General features: G+C 65.5%; 19 protein-coding genes and 1 tRNA gene. 14 read left to right on the top strand and 6 right to left on the bottom strand.

What is annotated here, in order from left to right; genetic code table 11:
* Positions 1 to 300: 300 nt before the first annotated feature.
* The 7 genes from pstS to phoR all read left to right on the top strand — a co-directional run bounded on the left by pstS (position 301) and on the right by phoR (position 7,195).
* Positions 301 to 1,332, top strand: coding sequence for a phosphate ABC transporter substrate-binding protein PstS (pstS, locus tag M3I56_RS16495; RefSeq protein ID WP_254354906.1), 1,032 nt, complete (start codon positions 301 to 303; stop codon positions 1,330 to 1,332).
* 206 nt (positions 1,333 to 1,538) lie between these two features.
* Positions 1,539 to 2,525 carry a phosphate ABC transporter permease PstC gene (gene pstC, locus M3I56_RS16490; RefSeq protein ID WP_254354905.1) on the top strand — a complete coding sequence of 329 codons (987 nt, stop codon included), beginning with the start codon at positions 1,539 to 1,541 and terminating at the stop codon, positions 2,523 to 2,525.
* Positions 2,522 to 3,418 (top strand): phosphate ABC transporter permease PstA, encoded by an 897-nt coding sequence (gene pstA, locus M3I56_RS16485; protein WP_254354904.1) that lies wholly within the window; start codon positions 2,522 to 2,524, stop codon positions 3,416 to 3,418. Before pstC ends, pstA begins: the two co-directional genes overlap by 4 nt.
* A gap of 20 nt (positions 3,419 to 3,438) precedes the next feature.
* Positions 3,439 to 4,293, top strand: coding sequence for a phosphate ABC transporter ATP-binding protein PstB (gene pstB, locus M3I56_RS16480; protein ID WP_375541738.1), 855 nt, complete (start codon positions 3,439 to 3,441; stop codon positions 4,291 to 4,293).
* Positions 4,294 to 4,312: 19 nt separating this feature from the next.
* Entirely contained in the window at positions 4,313 to 5,017 is a 705-nt protein-coding gene (phoU, locus tag M3I56_RS16475) for a phosphate signaling complex protein PhoU (RefSeq protein ID WP_028208453.1), read from the top strand.
* A 30-nt stretch (positions 5,018 to 5,047) separates the two neighbouring features.
* On the top strand, positions 5,048 to 5,749 hold the full coding sequence (gene phoB, locus M3I56_RS16470; protein ID WP_254354902.1) for a phosphate regulon transcriptional regulator PhoB: 702 nt from the start codon (positions 5,048 to 5,050) through the stop codon (positions 5,747 to 5,749).
* A 132-nt stretch (positions 5,750 to 5,881) separates the two neighbouring features.
* On the top strand, positions 5,882 to 7,195 hold the full coding sequence (phoR, locus tag M3I56_RS16465) for a phosphate regulon sensor histidine kinase PhoR (RefSeq protein ID WP_254354901.1): 1,314 nt from the start codon (positions 5,882 to 5,884) through the stop codon (positions 7,193 to 7,195).
* An 81-nt stretch (positions 7,196 to 7,276) separates the two neighbouring features.
* Here phoR and ppk1 read toward each other — a convergent pair whose 3' ends face one another.
* Positions 7,277 to 9,340: a polyphosphate kinase 1 gene (ppk1, locus tag M3I56_RS16460; protein ID WP_254354900.1), complete on the bottom strand. Its 2,064-nt coding sequence runs from the start codon at positions 9,338 to 9,340 to the stop codon at positions 7,277 to 7,279.
* A gap of 111 nt (positions 9,341 to 9,451) precedes the next feature.
* Positions 9,452 to 9,655: a hypothetical protein gene (locus tag M3I56_RS16455; protein WP_254354978.1), complete on the bottom strand. Its 204-nt coding sequence runs from the start codon at positions 9,653 to 9,655 to the stop codon at positions 9,452 to 9,454.
* Here M3I56_RS16455 and ppx point away from each other — a divergent pair.
* A complete protein-coding gene (ppx, locus tag M3I56_RS16450) occupies positions 9,555 to 11,156 on the top strand; it encodes an exopolyphosphatase (RefSeq protein ID WP_254354899.1) in 1,602 nt (533 codons plus the stop codon). The two genes, M3I56_RS16455 and ppx, sit on opposite strands and share 101 nt — an antisense overlap.
* Before the next feature lie 115 nt (positions 11,157 to 11,271).
* Here ppx and M3I56_RS16445 read toward each other — a convergent pair whose 3' ends face one another.
* Both M3I56_RS16445 and sixA read right to left on the bottom strand, forming a co-directional pair.
* Positions 11,272 to 12,090: a GNAT family N-acetyltransferase gene (locus M3I56_RS16445; protein ID WP_254354898.1), complete on the bottom strand. Its 819-nt coding sequence runs from the start codon at positions 12,088 to 12,090 to the stop codon at positions 11,272 to 11,274.
* Positions 12,091 to 12,307: 217 nt separating this feature from the next.
* Complete coding sequence (gene sixA, locus M3I56_RS16440; protein ID WP_028208447.1) at positions 12,308 to 12,772, bottom strand: phosphohistidine phosphatase SixA; 465 nt, start codon at positions 12,770 to 12,772, stop codon at positions 12,308 to 12,310.
* Positions 12,773 to 12,935: 163 nt separating this feature from the next.
* Here sixA and M3I56_RS16435 point away from each other — a divergent pair.
* The 5 genes from M3I56_RS16435 to M3I56_RS16415 all read left to right on the top strand — a co-directional run bounded on the left by M3I56_RS16435 (position 12,936) and on the right by M3I56_RS16415 (position 20,983).
* Positions 12,936 to 13,012 (top strand) — tRNA-Pro (locus tag M3I56_RS16435).
* A 172-nt stretch (positions 13,013 to 13,184) separates the two neighbouring features.
* On the top strand, positions 13,185 to 14,807 hold the full coding sequence (locus tag M3I56_RS16430; RefSeq protein WP_254354897.1) for an NAD(P)/FAD-dependent oxidoreductase: 1,623 nt from the start codon (positions 13,185 to 13,187) through the stop codon (positions 14,805 to 14,807).
* A 294-nt stretch (positions 14,808 to 15,101) separates the two neighbouring features.
* Positions 15,102 to 15,959: a translesion DNA synthesis-associated protein ImuA gene (imuA, locus tag M3I56_RS16425; RefSeq protein ID WP_254354896.1), complete on the top strand. Its 858-nt coding sequence runs from the start codon at positions 15,102 to 15,104 to the stop codon at positions 15,957 to 15,959.
* A complete protein-coding gene (locus M3I56_RS16420) occupies positions 15,868 to 17,466 on the top strand; it encodes a DNA polymerase Y family protein (protein ID WP_254354895.1) in 1,599 nt (532 codons plus the stop codon). The genes imuA and M3I56_RS16420 overlap by 92 nt, the downstream gene beginning before the upstream one ends.
* 34 nt (positions 17,467 to 17,500) lie before the next feature.
* On the top strand, positions 17,501 to 20,983 hold the full coding sequence (locus M3I56_RS16415) for an error-prone DNA polymerase (protein WP_254354894.1): 3,483 nt from the start codon (positions 17,501 to 17,503) through the stop codon (positions 20,981 to 20,983).
* Between the two features lie 29 nt (positions 20,984 to 21,012).
* On the opposite strand, the gene M3I56_RS16410 is transcribed toward M3I56_RS16415, so the two are convergent.
* The gene (locus M3I56_RS16410) at positions 21,013 to 21,933 is read right to left on the bottom strand and encodes an SDR family oxidoreductase (protein WP_254354893.1); all 921 of its coding nucleotides are present in this window, start codon (positions 21,931 to 21,933) and stop codon (positions 21,013 to 21,015) included.
* An 11-nt stretch (positions 21,934 to 21,944) separates the two neighbouring features.
* Positions 21,945 to 22,151 carry a heavy-metal-associated domain-containing protein gene (locus M3I56_RS16405; protein ID WP_201698136.1) on the bottom strand — a complete coding sequence of 69 codons (207 nt, stop codon included), beginning with the start codon at positions 22,149 to 22,151 and terminating at the stop codon, positions 21,945 to 21,947.
* A gap of 164 nt (positions 22,152 to 22,315) precedes the next feature.
* Between M3I56_RS16405 and cueR the strand changes: the two genes are divergently transcribed.
* Positions 22,316 to 22,741, top strand: coding sequence for a Cu(I)-responsive transcriptional regulator (cueR, locus tag M3I56_RS16400; RefSeq protein WP_254354892.1), 426 nt, complete (start codon positions 22,316 to 22,318; stop codon positions 22,739 to 22,741).
* Positions 22,742 to 22,916 lie beyond the last annotated feature (175 nt).

Here is a 22,916-nt window from a genome sequence, read left to right as displayed (position 1 = left end):
AAGCAGGCAAACGTTTAAAACAATCGCATAACGGTTTGCAAACCATTTTCGAGGAATTCCTCGATTTTTTTCATCGGACCCCCGGACAGCCTTCGAACGTCCGCCGGTGGGCGTTTCAGCCGCCGCAGCACGTGCAGGCCATGTTGCAGTCGCGCTTGCAAAATCGCCCAAAACGCATATTCAAGCGCCTTTCAGCCAGTAATCGAACTGTCACGTTCGCTTCATGAACCGTCACGGTACTGTCACAGAGACCCCCTAAGCTTCGCGGTGTCGTTCATCCGCTCACACACTGGAGGTCTCATGAAATTGATGCAAACCGCGCTCGCTGGCGTTGCTGGCGCGCTCTTCGCGATCGCAGCGCAGGCTGCTGACATCACCGGCGCGGGTAGCACCTTCGCAGCACCGATCTATACGAAATGGGCGGATGCCTATCAAAAGTCGGGCGGCGGCAAGGTCAACTACCAGGGCATTGGCTCGTCGGGCGGCATCAAGCAGATTCAAGCCAAGACCGTTGACTTCGCGGGCTCGGACGCTCCGCTGAAGGACGAGGATCTGGCCAAGGAAGGCCTGTTCCAGTTTCCGACGGTGGTCGGCGGCGTCGTGCCGGCGATCAACGTGCCGGGCGTGAAGCCGGGCGAGATCACCCTGTCGGGCCCGGTGCTCGGCGACATCTACCTCGGCAAGATCAAGAAGTGGAACGATCCGGCCATCGTCGCGCTGAACCCGAAGGTCAAGCTGCCTGATCTCGACATCGCCGTGGTCCGCCGCGCTGACGGCTCGGGCACCAGCTTCATCTGGACGAACTACCTCTCGAAGGTCAGCCCCGAGTGGAAGAGCAAGGTCGGCGAAGGCACGACCGTGAGCTGGCCGACGGGCACGGGCGGCAAGGGCAACGACGGCGTGGCAGCCTTCGTGCAGCGTCTGCCGGGCGCGATCGGCTACGTCGAGTGGGCGTACGCCAAGCAAAATCACATGGTCTACACTGCCATGAAGAACGAGTCGGGCGCTGTGGTTCAGCCGGACACCGAAACGTTCAAGGCAGCGGCCGCTGGCGCGGACTGGAAGAAGTCGTTCTACCAGATCCTCACGAACGAGCCGGGCAAGGACGCATGGCCGGTCGTCGGCGCGACCTTCGTGCTGCTGCACACGGCACAGGACAAGCCGGACCAGGGCAAGGAAACGCTCAAATTCTTCGACTGGGCGTTCAAGAATGGCACGCCGGCTGCTGACAGCCTCGATTACATCTCGCTGCCGCAGTCGGTCGTGAGCGAAATCAAGTCGCAGTGGAAGGAGAAGGTCAAGGACGCGAGCGGCAAGCCGATCGCTGAGTAAGCAAGGCGTCAGGCAAGCGTAAAAGAGGCCGCCGCGTGACGCGCGCGGCCTGTTCGCTTGTGGCTTGCCTGAATCCGCGCTGTCCAAGATGTGCCGCCTGCCTTCCGGCTGTCAGTGTTAACGGTCGGAAGCCGGGCGATCTGCAGTCCCACGGCTGCATCAACGTCGTGAGCCCCGCGCTTGCGGCAACTGGAACCCAGGTCACCATGTCCGACGTCCCGCTCGTGTCGAACCCGCCCGGCAACGCCGCGCAGCAGAAAGCGCCCAGCCCGGCAGGGGACATCATTTTTGGCGGCCTCGCACGCCTCGCCGCCATCGTCACGTTGTTGCTGCTCGGCGGCATCATCGTGTCACTGATCATCGCCTCGTTGCCGACGATCCAGAAATTCGGTTTCGCATTCCTCTGGACTGCCGACTGGGATCCACCCAGCGAGCAGTTCGGCGCGCTCGTGCCCATCTACGGCACGATCGCCACCTCGATCATCGCGCTCGTCATCGCCGTGCCTGTGAGCTTCGGCATCGCACTGTTCCTCACCGAGCTTTCGCCCGCGTGGCTGCGCCGCCCGCTCGGCATCGCCATCGAACTGCTCGCCGCGATCCCGTCGATCGTCTACGGTATGTGGGGTCTGCTCGTATTCGCGCCGATCTTCGCGCAGTGGTTCGAAAAGCCGCTCGGCTCGCTGCTGGGCGGCATGCCGATCGTCGGCGCGCTGTTCCAGGGCGCGCCCATCGGCATCGGCATTCTGTGCGCTGGCGTGATTCTCGCGATCATGATCATTCCGTACATCGCCTCGGTCATGCGCGACGTGTTCGAAGTCACGCCCGTCCTGCTCAAGGAGTCGGCCTACGGCATTGGCTGCACGACCTGGGAAGTGATGTGGAAGATCGTGCTGCCGTTCACCAAGACCGGCGTGATCGGCGGCGTGATGCTGGGTCTCGGCCGCGCGCTCGGCGAGACGATGGCCGTCACGTTCGTGATCGGCAATACGAACCTGCTCGACAACGTGTCGCTCTTTTCGCCGGGCAACAGCATCACCTCGGCCCTCGCCAACGAGTTCGCGGAAGCGAGCCCGGGCCTGCACACCGCCGCGCTGATGGAACTCGGCTTGATCCTCTTCGTGATCACGTTCATCGTGCTGTCGATCTCGAAGCTCATGTTGCTGCGCCTTGAAAAATCGGAGGGTGCGCGATGAGCGAACCGATGCTGAAAATTCCAGGTGCGATTTACGGCACCGAACTGGATCGCATGCGCGACAAGCTGCAGCGCCGCCGCCGCATGACCAACGCGATCGCGCTCACGCTCTCGCTCGCCGCCATGGCGTTCGGCCTTCTTTGGCTCGTGTGGATTCTCTACACGACGATTTCGCTTGGCATCGGCGGTCTTTCGGTGGATCTGTTCACGCAGTCGACGCCGCCGCCGAACACCGATGGCGGCGGTCTTGCCAACGCCATCGTCGGCAGCCTGCTGCTCGTTGTGATCGCAACGTTCGTTGGCACGCCGATCGGCATTCTCGCGGGCATCTATCTCGCGGAATATGGCCAGAAGGGCTGGCTCGCCAGCGTCACGCGCTTCATCAACGATATTCTGCTGTCGGCGCCTTCGATCGTCGTGGGCCTGTTCGTGTACGCGCTCGTCGTGGCGAAGATGGGCCACTTCAGCGGCTGGGCCGGCGCGATTGCGCTCGCACTGCTGCAGGTTCCGATCGTGATCCGCACGACCGAGAACATGCTCAAGCTCGTGCCGAACGCGCTGCGCGAAGCGGCCTTCGCACTCGGCACGCCGAAGTGGAAGATGGTGCTCTCCATCACGCTCAAGGCGTCGATCGCGGGCATCGTGACGGGCGTGCTGCTCGCAATCGCCCGTATCGCTGGCGAAACCGCGCCGCTGCTCTTCACCGCGCTGTCGAACCAGTTCTTCAGCGCCGACATGAATCAACCGATCGCGAACCTGCCGGTCACGATCTTCAAGTTTGCGATGAGCCCGTTTGCGCAGTGGCAGTCGCTTGCGTGGGCCGGCGTTTTCCTGATCACGCTGGGCGTGCTGGGTCTGAATATCCTCGCGCGCACGGTATTTTCGAAGAAATAAGGGCGGAGTTCCCGATGAACATGGCTGAGAGTCACCTCAACACCGCTGCGCACGGCAATGCGCCCTCCGCTGGGTTTGAACCTGCGGATCCCGCCCAGAACGCACGCCTGCCGGCGCTGGGCAAGCCGAAGATCGAAGTGAAGGACCTGAACTTCTTCTACAACAAGTATCACGCGCTAAAGAACATCAACCTGCAGATTCCCGAAGGCAAGGTGACGGCGTTCATCGGCCCGTCGGGCTGCGGCAAGTCCACGCTGCTGCGCACGTTCAACAAGATGTACGCGCTCTATCCGGAGCAGCGTGCCGAGGGCGAGATCCTCATGGACGGCGAAAACCTGCTCACCACGAGGCGCGACATCTCGCTCTTGCGTGCGCGTATCGGCATGGTGTTCCAGAAGCCGACCCCGTTCCCGATGTCGATTTACGACAACATCGCGTTCGGCGTGAAGATGTTCGAGAAGCTCTCGCGCCCGGAAATGGATGACCGCGTGGAATGGGCGCTCACCAAGGCCGCGCTCTGGAACGAAGTGAAGGACAAGCTCGGCCAGAGCGGCTACGGCCTCTCGGGCGGCCAGCAGCAGCGCCTGTGTATCGCGCGCGGCATTGCGATCCGCCCCGAAGTGCTGCTGCTCGACGAGCCGTGCTCGGCGCTCGACCCGATTTCCACGGGCCGTATTGAAGAGCTGATCGCGGAACTCAAGAGCGACTACACGGTGGTGATCGTCACCCATAACATGCAGCAGGCCGCGCGTTGCTCGGACTACACTGCATATATGTACCTTGGTGAACTGATCGAGTTCGGCGACACCGAAAAGATCTTCATCAAGCCGGTCCGCAAGGAAACGGAAGACTACATCACCGGCCGCTTCGGCTAATCGGAGCAGGGAGCAAATCATGTCCGACAAACACTTGTCCAGCCAGTTCGACGCCGATTTGAACCTCATTTCGTCGAAGGTGCTCGAAATGGGCGGCCTCGTCGAATCGCAGATCATCACGGCAATGCAGGCGCTCAACGACTTCGACAGCGAGGCCGCCGCACGCGTGATCGCCGCCGAAGACCGCCTCAACACGATGGAAGTCGAGATCGACGAGGAGTGCAGCAACATCATCGCGCGCCGCCAGCCGGCCGCGCGTGACTTGCGCCTCGTGCTCGCCATTTCGAAGACCATCACGAATCTCGAGCGCGCCGGCGACGAAGCCGAGAAGATCGCCAAGCGCACGAAGCGCCTGATGGAAGACGGCGCTTCGCGCACCGTCAATATCGCAGAGATCAAGGTCTCGGGCGAAATGGCCGTGTCGATCCTGCGCCGCGCACTCGACGCGTTCGCGCGCCTCGACACCGTGGCCGCCGCGCAGATCGTGCGCGACGACAAGGCGATCGACGAGGAATTCCGTGCGTTCGTACGCAAGCTCGTGAGCTACATGATGGAAGATCCGCGCACGATTTCGGTGGGCCTCGATTATCTGTTCATCGCCAAGGCGATCGAGCGGATCGGCGACCACGCGAAGAACATCGCGGAATTCATCATCTACATCGTGAAGGGTACCGACGTGCGCCACAAGTCGCGCGACGCCCTCGAACGCGAAGCACTCAGCTAATTCAACAGGTAACAAGGTCAAGAGGTGCCGATGCCTAGCAGCATTCTCGTCATCGAAGACGAGCCCGCCATTTCCGAGCTGATTTCGGTGAACCTGCAGCACGCAGGCCACTGCCCAATCCGCGCCTACAACGCGGAGCAGGCGCAGAACCTGATCAGCGACGTGCTGCCCGATCTCATCCTGCTCGACTGGATGTTGCCGGGCAAGTCGGGTGTGAACTTCGCGCGCGACCTGCGCAGCAACGAGCGCACGAAGCATATTCCGATCATCATGCTGACCGCGCGCGGCGACGAGCAGGACAAGGTGCTCGGCCTCGAAATCGGCGCTGACGACTACGTGACGAAGCCGTTCTCGCCCAAGGAGCTGATGGCGCGCATCAAGGCGGTGCTGCGCCGCCGCGCGCCGCAACTCACGGAAGACGTGGTGGCGATCAACGGTCTGAAGCTCGATCCGGCCACGCACCGCGTGGCGGCCGCCGCCGAAGGCTCGGAAATCAAGCTCGATCTCGGCCCGACCGAGTTCCGCCTGCTGCACTTCTTCATGACGCATCCCGAGCGTGTGCACAGCCGCACGCAGCTGCTCGACCAGGTGTGGGGCGATCACGTGTTCGTGGAAGAGCGCACGGTGGACGTGCATATCAAGCGTCTGCGCGCCGCGCTCAAGCCGGCTGGGTGCGATGCTATGATCGAAACGGTGCGCGGCAGCGGCTACCGTCTCGCCAAGAGCGCCTGAGCTGGATCCATGGCCGCGCCGCAGGGTGAATCACCGGGCGGCGGGGTCGTTTCACTGCCGCCGGTACTCGCGCGGTAGTCACTAGATGTCGCGTGCCCGCATCCGACCGTATTTATCTTCGATCGCAGGAACATGAACATCATCTGGGCGCGCTCCCTCGTATCGATCGTGTTGCTCGCGCTCATTTGCGCGGGTGTTGGCGCGATTTTCGGCGTCAAGATTGCGCTGAGCATCGCCGTGCTGGCGCTGCTCGCGCAGATGCTCTTCAGCACGTTTCACAAGCAGCGCCTCTGGCGCCTGCTCGACGCGCCGGTCTACGGCGAAGTGCCGAGCGCTCCCGGCATCTGGGGCGATATCTACTACCGTCTGCACAAGCTCGCGAAGCGCTGGCACGCTCAGGTGCGCCAGGTGGAGCAGCAGCACTCGCGTTTCATCCAGGCGATCCAGGCTTCGCCCAACGGCGTCGCCATGCTCGACGACCACGACCAGATCGAGTGGTGCAACGCGATCTCGGAAGTCCACTTCGGCCTCGACGCCAAGCGCGACCTGCGCCAGCACATCACGCATCTCGTGCGTCAGCCCGACTTCGTGCGCTATCTCAATTCGCACGATTACAAGGACATGCTGATCATGCGCGGCATGGGCGCGAAGCGTCAGAACGTGATCTCGGTGCAGGTGTTTCCGTACGGCGAGAACCGCAAGCTCATCCTTTCGCAGGACATCACGGAACTCGAGCGCACCGACGCCATGCGGCGCGATTTCGTGGCCAACGTCTCGCACGAGCTGAAAACGCCGATCACGGTGCTCTCGGGCTTCCTCGAGACGATGCGCGAACTGCCGCTTGGCGAAGCCGAGCGCAGCCGCTACCTGGAGCTGATGGAGCAACAGGCCTCGCGCATGCGCCACATCGTCACCGATTTGCTCGTGCTCGCCAAGCTCGAAGGCGAGGGGCGCCAGCCCGGCGACCATATGGTCGATATGCGCGCAGTGCTCGGGCACGTGCGCGAGGACGCCGAAAGCCTCTCGGGCGGGCATCACCGCATCACGGCCGATTTCGACGATGGATTGAGCGTCACCGGTTCCGAAACCGAGATCATGAGCGCGCTCGGCAATCTGGCGACCAACGCGGTGCGCTACACGCCGGACGGCGGCACGGTGCATCTGTCCTGGCGCGCGGAACACGGCAACGCGGTATTTGCGGTCACCGACAGCGGCCTTGGCATTCCGGCCGCCGATATTCCACGCCTGACCGAGCGCTTCTACCGCGTGGATCGCAGCCGCTCGCGCGACACGGGCGGCACGGGACTGGGCCTTGCGATCGTCAAGCACGTGCTGCAGCGTCACGACGCCGCGCTCGAAGTGAAGAGCGAGGAAGGGCGGGGCAGCACGTTCACGGTGCGCTTCCCGACCGCGCGCACGACGAGAAGGCAGCCGGCGCCGGTGTAACGAAACGCCCCCGCAATTGAAAAAGCCGCTTCATTCGAAGCGGCTTTTTTTTGCGTCCAGCGTTATCGAGCCGTCAAGGCATCACGGACAGAACTTCGCCAGCAAGCTCAACTGCGCATTGCGCACGGCCTTGCCCGCCCGGCGGCGGCGATAGTGGCCGTCGCTTTGCATGAGCCACGCCGATTGATTGTCGCCGAGGAAGGTGGAAAGCCCTTCGGCGATCACGCGGCGCTTGAGCCTGCGGTCGTGAATCGGGAATGCCACTTCGACGCGGCGGAACAGGTTGCGATCCATCCAGTCCGCGCTCGACAGGTAGACGTCTTCCTTGCCGCCCGCATAGAAGTAATAGATGCGGTGGTGCTCGAGGAAGCGCCCGACGATCGAGCGCACCGTGATGTTCTCGGAGAGCCCGGGCACACCCGGCTGCAACGAGCACACGCCACGAATGATCAGGTCGATCTTCACGCCGGCTTGCGATGCTTCGTACAACTCGTCGATCACGGTCGGCTCGAGCAGCGCGTTCATCTTCGCGACGATGCGCGCCTTCTTGCCCGCGCGCGCGGCATCGGCTTCGTTGCGGATCGCCTCGATCATCTTCGGATGCAGCGTGAACGGCGACTGCCACAGATCGTGCAGCTGCAGCTCGCCGCCGATGCCCGTGAGCTGCTGGAAGACGTGGTGCACGTCCTCGCACATCTTCGGCTCCGAGGTCATGAGGCCGAAGTCGGTGTAAAGGCGCGCCGTGCGCGGATGGTAGTTCCCCGTGCCCAGGTGGACGTAGCGGCGCAGCGCCATGCGCCCGTTCACGGGCACGCGGCGCACGATCAGCATCATCTTGGCGTGGCACTTGTGGCCCACCACGCCGTACACCACGTGCGCGCCCACGGCTTCGAGCTGCGCGGCCCAGTTGATATTGGTCTCTTCGTCGAAGCGCGCGAGCAGCTCCACCACCACCGTCACTTCCTTGCCGTTGCGCGCGGCCTGCATGAGCGCGTCCATGAGCGGCGAGTCGGTACCGGTGCGGTAGATCGTCTGCTTGATCGCGAGGACGTTCGGATCGTTGGCGGCCTGCAGCAGCAGTTCGAGCACGGGCTGGAAGCTCTCATACGGATGATGCAGGAGCACGTCGCCCTGATCGATCACGTCGAACATGTTGCTGTTCGCGGCGATGCGCCGCGGAATGGCAGGCACGTGCGGCACGAACTTGAGGTCGGGGCGATCGACCATCTCGGGCAGCTGCATGAGCCGCACGAGATTCACGGGGCCATCGACGAAATAGCAGTCTTTTTCGTCGAGACCGCTTTCGTCGAGCAGGCGCTTCACGAGATGCGGGGGCGTTTCCGCCGACACTTCGAGCCGCACCGCATTGCCCAGGTGCCGCGCGGGCAGTTCGCCCTGCAGCGCCACGCGCAGGTTGGTGATTTCGTCTTCGTCGACGAAGAGTTCACTGTTGCGCGTGATGCGGAACTGGTTGCAGCTGCGCACGACGAGGCTTGGAAACAGCTCGCCCACGAAGCGCTGCAAGAGCGAGCCGAGCAGCACGAAGCCGTGCTGGAAGCCGGAAAGCTCCTGCGGCATACGCACGAGGCGCGGCAGTGCGCGGGGCGCCTGCACGATGCCCATGACGGCTTGACGCCCAAAGGCGTCCTTGCCTTCGAGTTCGACCACGAAGTTCAGGCTCTTGTTGAGCACGCGCGGGAACGGGTGCGCGGGATCGAGCCCGATAGGCGTGAGAACGGGCAGCAGTTCGTCGAGGAAGTATTTGCGCGCCCAGGCGGTTTGCGCTTCGTTCCATGCGTCGGTGCCGTGGAAGTAAATGCCTTCCTGTTCGAGCGCGGGTAGCACGGTGTCGTGCAGCATGCGGTACTGGCGATGCACGAGACGCTGCGCGCGCTCGACCACGAGGTCGTACACGTGCTGCAGCGACATGCCGTCAGGCGAGAGCACGCCCGGGTTGTCGCGCATCTGCTCCTGAAGCCCGGCCATACGGACTTCGAAGAATTCGTCGAGGTTGCTGCTGGTGATACAGATGAAGCGCAAGCGCTCCAGCAAAGGAACAGCGGGATCGGACGCCTGTGCGAGCACACGCTCATTGAATCCCAGAATGCCCAGTTCGCGATTGAGTAGGGGATAGCGGATGGACATCGGCAATGAAAACGGAATGTCAGGAATTGATTCGAACGGACGCTCGGAAATTCTCACAGTAATATGACTTTATTGTGACATTCGAAGTGTCATAAATTTTACGCCGCATTTTCACGAAATCGACAAGACGCGTTGCGAAGATGCACCCTGGGTAAAAGTACCCATGGTCATGACCAATGCGAGGAGCGACATGGTGAAGTCGGCTACGCTTAAAATGACGCATTTGGACAGCGCGGCGGCGGCGCAACAAGCCCGCATGGCCGCGCGTTCGTCTCTGTATGCACGCATGGAGCCTGCCCCTTCGATGGTCACCAACCCCCAACTGCTTGCCGCCGTCGATCTCGGTTCGAACAGCTTTCGTCTGATCGTAGGCCGCGTCGAGGAAACCGACGCGGGCAGCCAGATCTACCCGGTGGACGCGCTGCGCGAACCGGTGCGCCTCGCGGCCGGCCTCTCGAGGGACAAACTGCTCGACCGCGCCTCGCAGGTGCGCGGCTGGGATGCGCTCAAGCGCTTCGGCGAGCGCCTGCGCGACTTTCATCCCGATCAGGTGCGCGCGGTGGCGACCAATACGCTGCGTGTCGCCAAGAACTCGCGCGAGTTCCTCACCGAAGCGGAAGCCGCGCTCGGCTTCCCGATCGAAGTGATCGCGGGTCGCGAAGAAGCGCGTCTCATCTATGCGGGCGCCGCGCACTCGGTGCCGGCGAGCGCGGGCAAGCGCTTCGTGGTGGACATCGGCGGCGGCTCGACCGAGTTCATCATCGGCGCGCACTACACGCCGATCCGCATGGAAAGCCTCTATATCGGCTGCGTGAGCCATAGCCGCCAGTTCTTCCCCTCGGGCAACGTCGACGAGTACACCATGCGCCAGGCCGAACTCGCGGCCACGCGCGAAATCCAGATCATTTCCGCCGACTACCGCAAGACCGGCTGGGACCAGGCGATCGGCTCGTCGGGCACGGCGCGCGCGCTCGCGGAACTCGTCGAGGCGAACGGCTTCAACGATCCCGGCATCACGCACGGCATTTCGCGCGGCGGCCTCGAGCGCCTGAAGCGCGCGCTCATCAAGGCCGAGAACGTCAACCGGCTCAAGCTCGTCGCGCTCAAGCCCGACCGCATCCCGGTGCTGGCGGGCGGCCTCTCGATCATGATCGCGGTGTTCGAGGAGCTCGGCATCGACTATGTCGATACCACGGACGGCGCGCTGCGCCTGGGCGTGCTCTACGACCTGCTGGGCCGCTCGCAGCACGAGGACATGCGTACGGTCACGGTGGAGGGCTTCATGCGCCGCTACGGCGTGGATCGCGCGCAGGCGGGGCGCATTGGCGAGCTGGCCGTGAAGTTCTACGATCAGTTCGAGGAGCCCGACGAGGAGCGCCGCGAAGAAAACCGCATGTTCCTCACGTGGGCGGCGTCGCTGCACGAAATCGGGCTTTCCATCTCGCACAGTGCGTACCACAAGCATTCGGCCTACATCGCCAGCAACGCGGACATGCCCGGCTTCTCGCGCACCGACCAGGCGCGCCTCGCCGCGCTCGTGCTCGGCCACGTGGGCAAGCTCGGCAAGCTCTCGCAAACGCGCGATGTGGAATGGACGCTGCTGTTCTGTCTGCGCCTCGCTGCGCTGCTGACGCGCCGCCGCGCCGATGTCGGCCTGCCGCACATCACGGTCGAGGAGGAGGGCAACGGCTACGAAGTGCTGTTGCCCAATGCGTGGGTCCAGAACAATCCGCTCACCGATTACAACCTCGTTCAGGAAGCGGCGGAATGGGGCAAGATCGGCATTCCGTATCGCGTGGTCTATACGGAGGAGTGAGCGCCGCGCGCGGCGCGTCTCGCCGATAAAAAAGCCCGGCTCGTTTGTGAGCCGGGCTTTTTTTGTCCGCTGATTTTGCCCACCGATTTTTGCCGACTGAAGGGCGGGCGAGGCCTTAACGCGTGACGGCTTCGCCGAGGAAGTGGCGCGCGTAACGTTCGTTGATTTCCGAGAGCCGGAAGAGGGTGAGGAAGTCGGCGGTGTTGAAGTCGGGGTCCCAGGCGGGCGCACCGCAGATCTTCGCGCCAAGGCGCAGGTAGCCCTTGATGAGCGGCGGCGGCACGGCGGGCGTGCCGGTGCGCAGTTCCTCGACGGGCAGCGGCGTGTGCGGGAACGCGCGGTATTCGGGCGCGGTCAGCGCGTTCGCGCCGAGCGCGCAGTACAGGTTCGCTGCGTAGTGGCCACCGTCGGCCATGGCGACGCTCGCGCAGCCGAGCATCGTCTCGTAGCCGTTGTGCTGCATATAGCCGCCCAGACCGCCCCACAGCGACATGATGACCGAGCCGCTGCGGTAGTCGGGGTGCACGCACGAGCGGCCCACCTCGACCATTTTCGGGCGCAGATGTGCGAGGCGCGAGACGTCGAATTCGCTTTCGGCATAGAGGCGGCCGATGCGCGCCGCCTGGTGCGGCGGCAGCACGCGGTAGGTGCCGACGACCTTGAGCGTGTCGAGGTCGCGCACGAGCAGGTGGTCGCAGTAGGCGTCGAAGGCGTCGACGTCGAGGCCGGCGGGGCCGGTCAGGCGTGCGCCCATCTCTTCGGCGAAAACGCGGTAGCGCAGGCGCTGGGCTTCGCGCAGTTCCTCGTCGGTGCGAGCCCAGGCCACCTGCAGCCGATGCTGCGCGGTGACCGTTTCTTCGGCACGCGGCAAGCGTCGGTTCGACTCGAACAGCGTCGAGGCGAACGGCAGGGTGGGCGTCGGCATATCTCGCATGGGGCGTCCTGGTCGGAAGTAAGAGAACTTTTCCGGCAATGTAGTAATACGCGGTTACGTTTCCATGAAAACGCAATGACGATTCGATGACGTGGTGTAAGGCAGACGGACGCGGCTGCCGAAGGCCGGGGGCGGCGGGAGCGTTTGAAGCGCGCTTGAATCGTTGTAGGGGCCGCATGCACGCGGCCCGGTGAGGCAGGCGTAGGCGGGGGGAAGGCTAGACGAGATCGGGCGTGATGGCCGCGTGCAGGACGGCCTGGTCGCCGCCGTCGCGCTCGCGGCTCGCGAGCCAGAGCACGCCGGCCTTCTTCACGGCCCAGCTGCGCGAATCGGCGCCGCCCGAGAGCAGCCGCGCCGCGACTTCGCCGAGCGTGGGCTGATGGCCGACCACCACGACCGTGGACGCGAGGCCCTCGGGCCAGCCGACGGCGGTCAGCACCTCCTCGACGCTCGCATCGGGCGCGAGTTCGCGCACGACGCGATACTGGTCGGTCAGCGCCTCGGCGGTCTGGATGGTGCGTGCGGCGGGGCTGGCGAGGATCACGGCGTCCTCGGGCAGGCGCGCGCGCAGCCAGCGCGCGACGTTCTGCGCCTGCTTGCGCCCGCGCGTGGTGAGCTGGCGGGAGAGGTCGCTGGCGGCGATGTCTTCGGCTTCGGCGTGGCGCCAGAGGATGAGGTGCATGGCGTCTCCTTTTTTTGGGGTATGGGATGCACGTGCTGTGTGTGCTGTCATGGTGCACGCCTCGCCGGTGTGCGGCAAGCACGTGCTGCGGATCTCTTTTCGTCGCTATCGTTCGCGCAGATTTGACGGCATGGCATCAGTGCCGATACAATCGATGATTCGTCGGAGCGTAGCGCAGCCTGGTAGCGCATCTGATTTGGGATCAGAGGGTCGTAGGTTCGAATCCTATCGCTCCGACCAGCAATACCGAGGGGTTACACGCCATTGGCCTGTAGCCCCTTTTTCTTTTTCTCCCATGTTGGGTCATACGCGCTCGCGTTTCGTCGTACGGCTTGCGTTCCATTTGAAAAGCCGCCGAGCTTATAAAATATGGATCGGCCACAATCCCCGTGGCGATCGCACCCTGGCAGCCATGTTACGTTTATCCGAAGTCAAACTCCCCCTCGACCACGCCGAAAGCGAACTTGAAGCCGCGATTCGGGGACGCCTCGCGGATCTCGGCGTAGCGGCGGACGCGCTCGTGCGTTACACCGTATTCCGCCGTGCGCACGACGCACGCAAGCGCTCGGATATCAAGCTGACCTATATCGTCGACGTCGAAGTCAAGGACGAAGCGGCCGTGCTCAAGCGGATCGCCGGCCAGCCGCATTGCGGGGTGACGCCGGACATGACCTACCGCTTTGTTGCGAAGGCGCCCGAGCATTCGACGCGTCCGCGTCCGGTGGTGATCGGCATGGGACCGTGCGGCCTGTTCGCGGGACTGATCCTCGCGCAGATGGGCTTTCGTCCCATCATCCTCGAACGCGGCAAGGCCGTGCGAGAGCGCACCAAGGACACCTTCGGGCTGTGGCGCAAGTCCGTGCTCAACCCCGAATCCAACGTGCAGTTCGGCGAAGGCGGGGCCGGGACGTTTTCCGACGGAAAGCTGTACAGCCAGATCAAGGATCCGCACCACTACGGCCGCAAGGTGCTCGAGGAGTTCGTCAAGGCGGGCGCGCCGGAAGACATCCTGTATCTGAGCCGGCCGCACATCGGCACGTTCCGTCTCGTCAGCATGGTGGAAAAAATGCGCGCCACCATCCACGAGCTGGGCGGTGAAGTGCGCTTCGAAACCCGCGTCGAAGACATCGAAATCGAACAGGGCAAGGTGCGCGCGCTCAAGCTTTCGAACGGCGAGACGCTGCCGTGCGACCACGTCGTGCTGGCCGTCGGCCATAGCGCCCGCGACACCTTCCAGATGCTGCACGAGCGCGGCGTGTTCATGGAAGCCAAGCCGTTTTCGCTGGGCTTTCGCATCGAGCATCCGCAGGGGCTGATCGATCGCAGCCGTTTCGGCAAGTTCGCGGGCCACAAGCAGCTCGGCGCGGCCGACTACAAGGTGGTGCATCACGCCAACAATGGACGGGCGGTCTATAGCTTCTGCATGTGTCCGGGCGGCACGGTGGTCGCGGCGACTTCCGAACCCGGCCGCGTGGTCACCAATGGCATGAGCCAGTATTCGCGGGCCGAGCGCAACGCGAATGCGGGCATCGTCGTCGGCATCACGCCGGAGGACTATCCGGGCGGCCCGCTCGCGGGCATCGCCTTCCAGCGCAAGTGGGAAGAACGGGCGTTCGAACTCGGTGGCGGCAATTACCAGGCGCCGGGCCAGCTGGTGGGCGACTTTATCGCCGGCCGTCCGTCGACGTCGCTGGGCTCCGTGGTGCCGTCTTACAAGCCGGGTGTGCACCCGACCGATCTCAGCACCGCGCTGCCCGACTACGTGATTGAAGCCATCCGCGAAGCCCTGCCTCAGATCGACAAAAAGATCGCAGGCTTCGCGATGCACGATGCCGTGCTCACCGGCGTGGAGACGCGCACGTCGTCGCCGCTGCGGATTCGGCGCAAAGACAATTACCAGAGCATGAACGTCGAAGGTCTGTATCCGGCCGGCGAGGGCGCCGGGTATGCCGGTGGTATCTACTCGGCGGCCATCGACGGCATCGAAGTGGCGCAAGCCGTGGCGCTCGATCTGACGTCGGCGCACGCGTCCTGATAGCAACAAGATCCGCGCCCTTTATCGCCGTCACCCGCATCGGGCTGGCGGTGTGTATCAAGCGGCGTTTGCCCCGGACGTAAGCACGACGCGTCCGGCGGCCGGTCCATCGCGCAAGAGCGTGGATCAGCATTTTGCAATGGATCGCAAAATGACCATTCCCCAATTTCAGCCTCCTCCAATCTCTCAAAATACTGTATAAATATACAGGTGGAGGCGCGCCGCCTCCTTCCTGCCGATGCCCTATTTCTTGCCGGGCAGGGCGGAGCGTTCCCATCAATCAGGCCACGAACCATGGCAGCAGCCGCCCACATCACTGCGCAGACCACCGCGCAACTCGCCGCGCACTTGCCCCCCCGGCTGCAAAGCCGTGTGTGGCAAGGCGATCAGCTCGCGCGCGCCAGCGAGCGCACGGTGCCGAGCGGCCACGCCACGCTCGACGCCCAGCTCCCCGGCGCCGGCTGGCCCGCGGGCAGCCTGACCGAGCTGCTCGTCGAGCAGGGCGGCGTGGGCGAGATGCGGCTCGTCGCGCCGGCGTTGCGCGCGCTCACCGCGCAGCCGGGCCGGCACGTGTTGCTCGTCGCGCCGCCGTGGCGCCCCTACGCCTGCGCGCTCAAGGCATGGGGGGTCGCGCTCGAGCGCGTGATCTGGGTGCGCGCGGCCGAAGACGAAGCCGCCTGGGTGGCCGAGCAGGCGCTCAAGCAGGAAGGCATGGGCGCCGTGCTGCTCTGGCAGACGAAGGCGCGCGCCGACGCCGTGCGCCGTCTGCAGGTCGCCGCCCAGGATTCGCAGGCGCTCGCGTTTCTCGTGCGGCCGCTCGCCGCGCGCAACCAGTCGTCGCCAGCGCCGCTGCGCATGACCTGCGCGCCGGTGCCGCCGCCCGATGACACGAACCTGAATCGCCGCCAATGGATGCAGCTCGCCGCGCTCTCCGTCGATATCTTCAAGCGCCGCGGGCCGCCGCCCGCCCAGCCACTCGTCATTACATTGCCGCTGCAGGACGCGGTGCTGCCCCAGCCGGACGCAGCCTCCGTCGTCATGCCGTGGCCCGGGGTCAATCATGCTGTGGATCGCCGTCACCTTGCCGTTGTTGCCGCTGGAGGCCGTCAGACCTCTGATGCCGCCGGCGCCGTCAACGCCGCTCCTGCCTGAGAGCGTCGATGCCGATGTCGCCAGTGCGCCGCGCTGCTACGCGCTCGCCGACCACACGCGCATCCTGATCGCCGATCTCGACGCGCTGCGCTCAGGCGTCGAGCCCGGCAACACGCGCTCGCACGCGCTTGCGCTCGCGCCGGGGCTCGTGCTGCTCGAAGCCGATCCGGCGCGCGAGACCCGCGCGTTCGAGGCGCTCGCGCTCGCGTTGCTCGCCTATACGCCCAAGGTGTCGTTCGCGCCGTCGCACACGTTGTTGCTCGAGGTCGGCTCGGGCCTGCGTCTTTTCGGCGGCGTGCGTGCGCTGCTCGCCAGGGTCGCGGCGACGGTGGCCGGCTGCGGGCACACCGCGCGTATGGCGTGTGCGCCCACAGCTTGGGGGGCGTGGACGCTCGCGCAGGCGCACGTCACGCGCTCGTCGCGCCGCTGGCACGTGCTCAAGGCAACGACGCTCGCGCGCGTGCTCGATTCGCTGCCGGTCACGCTTGCGCCGTTCGCCGCGCAGCACGACCACGCGCTCACGCAGATCGGCTGCGCGACGCTCGGCGACTTGCGGAGGTTGCCGCGCGACGGCATCGTGCGGCGTTTCGGCGACGGCGTGCTCGGCTGGCTCGCGCAGGCGCGCGGCGAGGCGCCCGATCCGCGCGTCTGGTTCGCCGCGCCGCCGTCGTTTCACGCGTCGCTCGAATTGCAGGCGCGCGTGGAGAGCGCCGAGGCGCTGCTCTTTGCCGCGCGCCGGCTCGTGATGCAACTGGCCGGCTGGCTGGCCGCGCAGCACGCGGCGTTGAGCGGCTTCGAGCTGCGTCTGGAGCACGAGCTGGCTTCGCGTCACGCGCCGCGCACGTCTAGCCTCACGATCGCCTGGGCGTCGCCTTCGCGCGACGCCGAGCATCTGCTATGGCTGCTTCGCGAGCGCCTGAATCAGACCGAGCTCGCCGCGCCCGTGATCGGCCTTGCGCTCGTCGCCTCGCAGGTGAGCGAATACGCGGCGCCCACCGACACGCTCTTTCCGATGGCCGAGGCCGCCGAGGCGTCGCTCGGGCAGCTCTTCGAACGCATCGGCGCGCGGCTTGGCGAGCAGAACGTGCTGCAGCTTTTCATCGAGGACGATCATCGGCCCGAACTGGCGATGTCGGCCCGGCCTTACCGCGAGAGCGGCGCGAAGCGTACGCGCAAGCCGCGCAAGGCCGGCAAGCCGCAGCAGGACGCCGGCGCGAGCGCGCCCGTGCAAAGCGCCTTCGACCTGCCCGAGGTGCCGCTGCCGACCCAGCCGCGCCCGGCGTGGCTGCTCGAAAAGCCGCTCAAGCTCGCGACGCGCGGCGACCGGCCCGTTTATCGACGGCCGCTGAAGACGCTCACGCGGACCGAGCGCATCGAGTCCGGCTGGTGGGACGGCGAGGGCGTCGGGCGCGACTACTACGTCGCCGCCGACGACCAGGGCCGCATGTTCTGGCTGTATCGCGAGCGCATTGGCGGGCAGTGGTATCTGCAAGGGCTTTTCGGCTAGCGCTTATTCGTCGTTCTTTCGGATTTCAGGAATCATGTCGATCAGCGGGACGGGCGCGTCGTCGCCTCCACAGTTGCCGGCGCAGTGGGCCGCGCAGCTGCCTGACTACGCCGAGCTGCACTGCCTGACCAATTTCACCTTCCTGCACGGCGCGTCGCGCCCGGGCGAGATGGTCGAGCAGGCGATCCGCCACGGCTACCGCGCGCTCGCGATCACCGACGAATGCTCGTTCGCGGGCGTCGTGCGCGCCTGGAGCGCGCTCAACGAATACGACGAGGCGCGCAAGAAGGCGTATGACGAAGCCGTGCGCGAGGCCCGCGAACGCGGCGGCCATACCGCCGCCGCGGCCCTGGGCCCGTTCGAGCCGTCGCTGCACCTGCTCACTGGCAGCGAGCTGAATCTCGTCGACGAACATGGCGCACCGTTCTGCACGATCGTTGCGCTCGCCATGACCCGCGAAGGCTACGGCAATCTTTGCGAGCTGATCACGCTTGCGCGCTCGCGGGCGGCAAAGGGCAGCTATCGCGTGCATCCCGCCGATTTCACCGAGCCCGGGACGGGCTTCGAGCATCTGAAGCACTTGCGCGAGTGCGTGTTGCTGCTCGTGCCGCAGCGCACGGCCACGCTCGCGCAAACGCTGCGCGCCGCGCACTGGCTCGCGGGGTTCGCGGCCGAGCGCGCCTGGCTCGCGCTCGAACTCTGGCAAACCGGCGGCGACGACACACAGATCGAAGTGCTGCGCCACGTCTCGCAGGAGAGCGGCCTGCCGCTCGTCGCGGCGGGCGGCGTGCTGATGCACGCGCGTTCGCGCAAGCCGTTGCAGGATACGCTGAGCGCGATCCGTATCGGCAAGCCGCTCGCTTCGTGCGGGCGCGCGCTGGAGGCGAATGCGGAGCGGCATCTGCGCTCGCGCGTGCGGCTTGGCGCGATTTATTCGCGCGAGGCGCTCGACGCGACACTCGACGTCGCGCGCCGCTGCACGTTTTCGCTCGGCGAGCTGGCCTACGAATATCCCGAGGAACTGGTGCCGCCCGGCGAGACGCCGCAGTCGTGGCTGCGCAAGCTCGTGATGAAGGGCGCACTGGAGCGCTGGCCCGACGGCCTGAACGACAAGCGCCGGGATCAGATCGAACAGGAGCTCGAGCTCATCGACGAGCTGAAGTACGAGAAGTACTTCCTCACGGTGCACGACATCGTCCGCTTCGCGCGCGATCAGAAGATCCTGTGCCAGGGGCGGGGCTCGGCGGCGAACTCGGTGGTCTGCTACTGCCTGAAGATCACGGAGATCGACCCCGTGCGCATGAACATGCTCGTGGCGCGTTTTCTCTCTCGCGCGCGCAACGAGCCGCCCGACATCGATGTCGACTTCGAGCATCAGCGCCGCGAAGAGGTCATTCAGTACATCTATCGCAAGTACGGCACGCGCCGCGCCGCGCTGGCCGCGACGCTCATCACCTATCGCTCGCGCAGCGCGTTGCGCGATGTCGGCAAGGCGCTCGGCCTCGACAGTGCGCTCGTCGAAAAACTCTCGGGCGCGCATCAGTGGTGGGACGGCCCCGATTCGATTGCGCGCCATCTGGAGGAAGCGGGCTTTTCGCCCGACTCGCACGTCACGCAGCAGCTCATCCGCCTCACGCGCGAGCTGCGCGGTTTTCCGCGCCATCTCTCGCAGCACGTGGGCGGTTTCGTGATCGCGCGCGACAAGCTCTCGCGCCTCGTGCCGATCGAAAACGCGGCGATGAAGGACCGCTACGTGATCGAGTGGGACAAGGACGATATCGACGCGCTGCGGCTGCTGAAAGTGGACGTGCTCGCGCTCGGCATGCTCTCGGCGATCCGCCGCTCGCTTGAATTCGTGGCGCTCAGGCGCGGGCTGCCCGAGATGCGCGTGCAGGACATTCCGGTCGAGGACCCGGCGGTGTATCGCATGTGCGCCAGGGCCGATACGGTCGGCGTGTTCCAGATCGAGTCGCGCGCGCAGCAGAGCATGTTGCCGCGTTTGCGGCCGCGCACGTACTACGACCTCGTGATCCAGGTGGCGATCGTGCGGCCGGGGCCGATCCAGGGCGACATGGTGCATCCGTACCTCAAGCGCCGGCACGGCGACGAGGCGGTGGAATATGCGAAGGAAGAATTGCGCCCGGTGCTCGAACGCACGCTCGGCGTGCCGATCTTCCAGGAGCAGGTGATGCATCTCGCGATGGTCGCCGCCGACTACACCGGCGAGGAAGCCGACAAGCTGCGCCGCGCGATGGCCGCATGGCGGCGCGATGGAGACCTGCGGCCGTATCAGGCCGATCTCACGAAGCGCATGCTCAAGAAGGGCTACTCGCTGGAATTCGCCGAGCGCATCTGCAAGCAGATCGAGGGTTTCGGCGACTACGGCTTTCCGGAAAGCCATGCGGCGAGTTTCGCGCTGCTCGTCTACACGAGTTCGTGGCTCAAGCGTTACGAGCCCGCGGCATTTCTGGCAGGACTGCTGAATAGTCAGCCGCTCGGTTTCTATTCGCCTTCCCAGCTCGTGCAGGATGCGAAGCGTCACGGCGTGCAGGTGCGCGCGCCCGATATCGCGTTAAGCGACTGGGCGTCGGTGCTGGAGCGGCGCGGCGCACCCGGCGAGCGGCTCGATGACGAGGCGGTTCGCGCGCGCAACGCCGAGGGGCTGCGTTATCGCGCGCTGCTGGGCGCGGCCGCGTTGACGCGCAGGGGCACGCTCAAGCGCGGCGGCCGGCGGCACAGGTTCATGGACGGCCTCAAGCGCGTCGTGCGCTCGCGCATTGCGCTTGCGCCGCGGCGCTATGGACGCGGCGGCCCGGCCGTGCGCCTCGGCTTCAGTCTCATCAAGGGCTTTTCCGAAGATGCCGCGCGGCGTGTGATTGAGGCGCGCGATCGTGCGCCATTCACCGACGTCGACGATCTCGCGCGCCGCGCGGCGCTCACGCGGCGCGAGCTGGAGGCGCTGGCGGCGTCGAACGCGCTCGCGAGCATCGCGGGCCATCGGCGCGAGGCGTGGTGGGCCGTGACCGCGCAGCACGCGGTGCCCGCGCTGTTGCGCGACGCGCCCGTGGCCGAGGCGCCGCTGGCGTTGCCGCGCGCTTCCGAAGGCGCGGAAATCGTCGCCGATTACGCGAGCCTGCGTCTCACGCTCAATCGCCATCCGCTCGAGCTGCTGCGCCACGGACTCGCGAAGCAGCGCTTTCGCACGGCGGAGCAACTGGCGCACTGCCGGCACGGCATGCTCGCGCGCGTGTGCGGGATCGTGACGGTGCGGCAGCGGCCGGGCACGGCGAACGGCACGATCTTCGTATCGCTCGAGGACGAGACCGGCAGCGTCAACGTGATCGTGCACGCGTCGCTCGTCGAATCGCAGCGCAAGGAACTGCTAGGGTCTTCGCTGCTGGCGGTGGCGGGCGTGGTGCAGCGCGAGGGCGAGGTCGTGCACCTCGTGGCGCACCGGCTGGAGGACCACAGCCGGCTGCTCGGGCGGCTCGCGACGGAGAGCCGCAATTTTCACTGAATTCTCGCTGGCGAGCGGCTGGCTCGCCGCTACGCGTTGCGCTGCCCGCCGTCTCTCATGAAAGCGTCGAGCACGGCGCGAATCGCCACGTCGAACGGCGTGCGGCGGCCCATCCCCAGTGTTTCGAGGCGGCTCGAATCGAGATGACAGTCGCGCGGGCGCGGCGTGGCGTCGGTGGGCGTCGGCTGGGCGAGCAGACGCGCCTCTACGCCAAGTGCCTGGGCGATGCGTTGGGCGATGTCGTACTTCGTCATCGGCTCGTCGCAGGACCACTGCGCGACCCCGCACACGGGCTTGCCATCCGCGCAGCGCAGTAACAGTTCGCGGATCACGAACGCCACGTCGGGCGTGAAAGTGGGGTAGCGCGTGGCCCACGCGTCCATCGGTGCCGCCTGCGCCCCGGGCTTTCCCGAAGCGACGATGGCTGGCACGAGACTCGTGACCGCGGATTCGTGCCAGCCGACGATCGGCCCGTATAGCAAGGGCAGGCGCAGCACGAGGGCGTTGTCGCTGGTTTCGAGCAAGGCCCGTTCACCTTCGAGCTTGCTGTGACCGTAGGCGTTGAGCGGATTCGGCGTGTCGTCGACGCGGTATGGCGGCTGCGTGCCGTCGAACACGTAATCGGTGGAGATCGACAGCACCCAGCCGCGCTGCCGCGCCGCCGCAGCGATGCTGCGCACCGCATCGACGTTGAGCGCGCGCGCCGCCGCCGGATCGTGCTCGCACACGTCGGGGCGGCGCTCGGCGGCGGCCAGCACGATCGCGTCGGGCGCCTCGCGCTCGACGAAGGCGTTCACGGCCTGCGCGTCGCGCACGTCGAGCACAGTCTGCTGCGGGCCGCCGTGACGGAACGCGGTCGGCACGACTTTCCAGGTGGTCATGGCGGCGAGTTCGCGGACCACGGCGCGCCCGAGCAGGCCAGACGCGCCGATCACGGCAACCTTGAACATGGCTCGGCCCGTCAGACGCTGGCCGTACCGACGACGGTGTAGCCGGCTTCGTCGATCGCCGACTTCAGGACTTCGGCGCTCTGGCTCGATTCGACCTTCACGCGGCCGGCAGCCAGATCGATCTCGACCCTGGCTTGTGCGTCGTGTTCGTGGATCGCGCGCGTGACGGCGCCTACGCAGTGCTGGCAACTCATGCCTTCGACGTTGAACTGGATCATCGTGTGTTCCTTTTTTCAGAGATTGAGGCTTGTTACTACTCGATATGAGGCCGCCGGCGGATTATGCCAGCGGGCACCGCTTGTCGCGCTGGACCTTCCCATCATGGGAAGGTGTACGATCAAAACCATCGACCAAACGATTGACCAGACAGCGGGAGAACGGCGTGAACATCGGCGAAGCGGCTCGTGAATCGGGCGTTACGGCAAAAATGATCCGGTACTACGAAAGCGTCGGGCTGCTGGCGCCCAAAGGGCGCACGGAGTCCGGCTACCGGGTCTATGGCGCGGAGGAAGTGCATTCGCTGCGCTTCATCCGCCAGGCGCGCCGGCTTGGTTTTCTGGTGGAGGACATCCGGCGCCTGCTGGCGCTCTGGCACGACCGCTCCCGCGCGAGCGCCGAGGTCAAGTCGATCGCGCTCGAACATGTCGCCGAACTCGACCAGCGCATCGCCGAGCTCTCTCAGATGCGCGACACGCTCGCCCACCTGGCTTCGCACTGCCAGGGCAATGACCGGCCCGACTGCCCGATCATCGAGCGGCTTGCCGACGTTGCCACGACAGACTGCCCCGAGCCGGGCCACGTCCACTGAACGCAGGTGCAACCGCGGCGGGCAAATTGACGCAACCGCATTGGCTGTGTGCACCGTATTAGTGCAATTTGGCGTGATTGCGCCTAAGCGCCAGCGAAGTCGCTGGGAAATGTGTCGATAAAACATGATGTTGCCGATTCGTATTCCAAGGTCATTCCAAATTGGAATGCACGGT

The organism is Paraburkholderia sp. CNPSo 3281 (assembly GCF_024206515.1).
GTDB lineage: Bacteria > Pseudomonadota > Gammaproteobacteria > Burkholderiales > Burkholderiaceae > Paraburkholderia > Paraburkholderia nodosa.
Note: the sequence above shows the minus strand (reverse complement) of the source record. Positions and strands in the feature narration are given on the sequence as shown.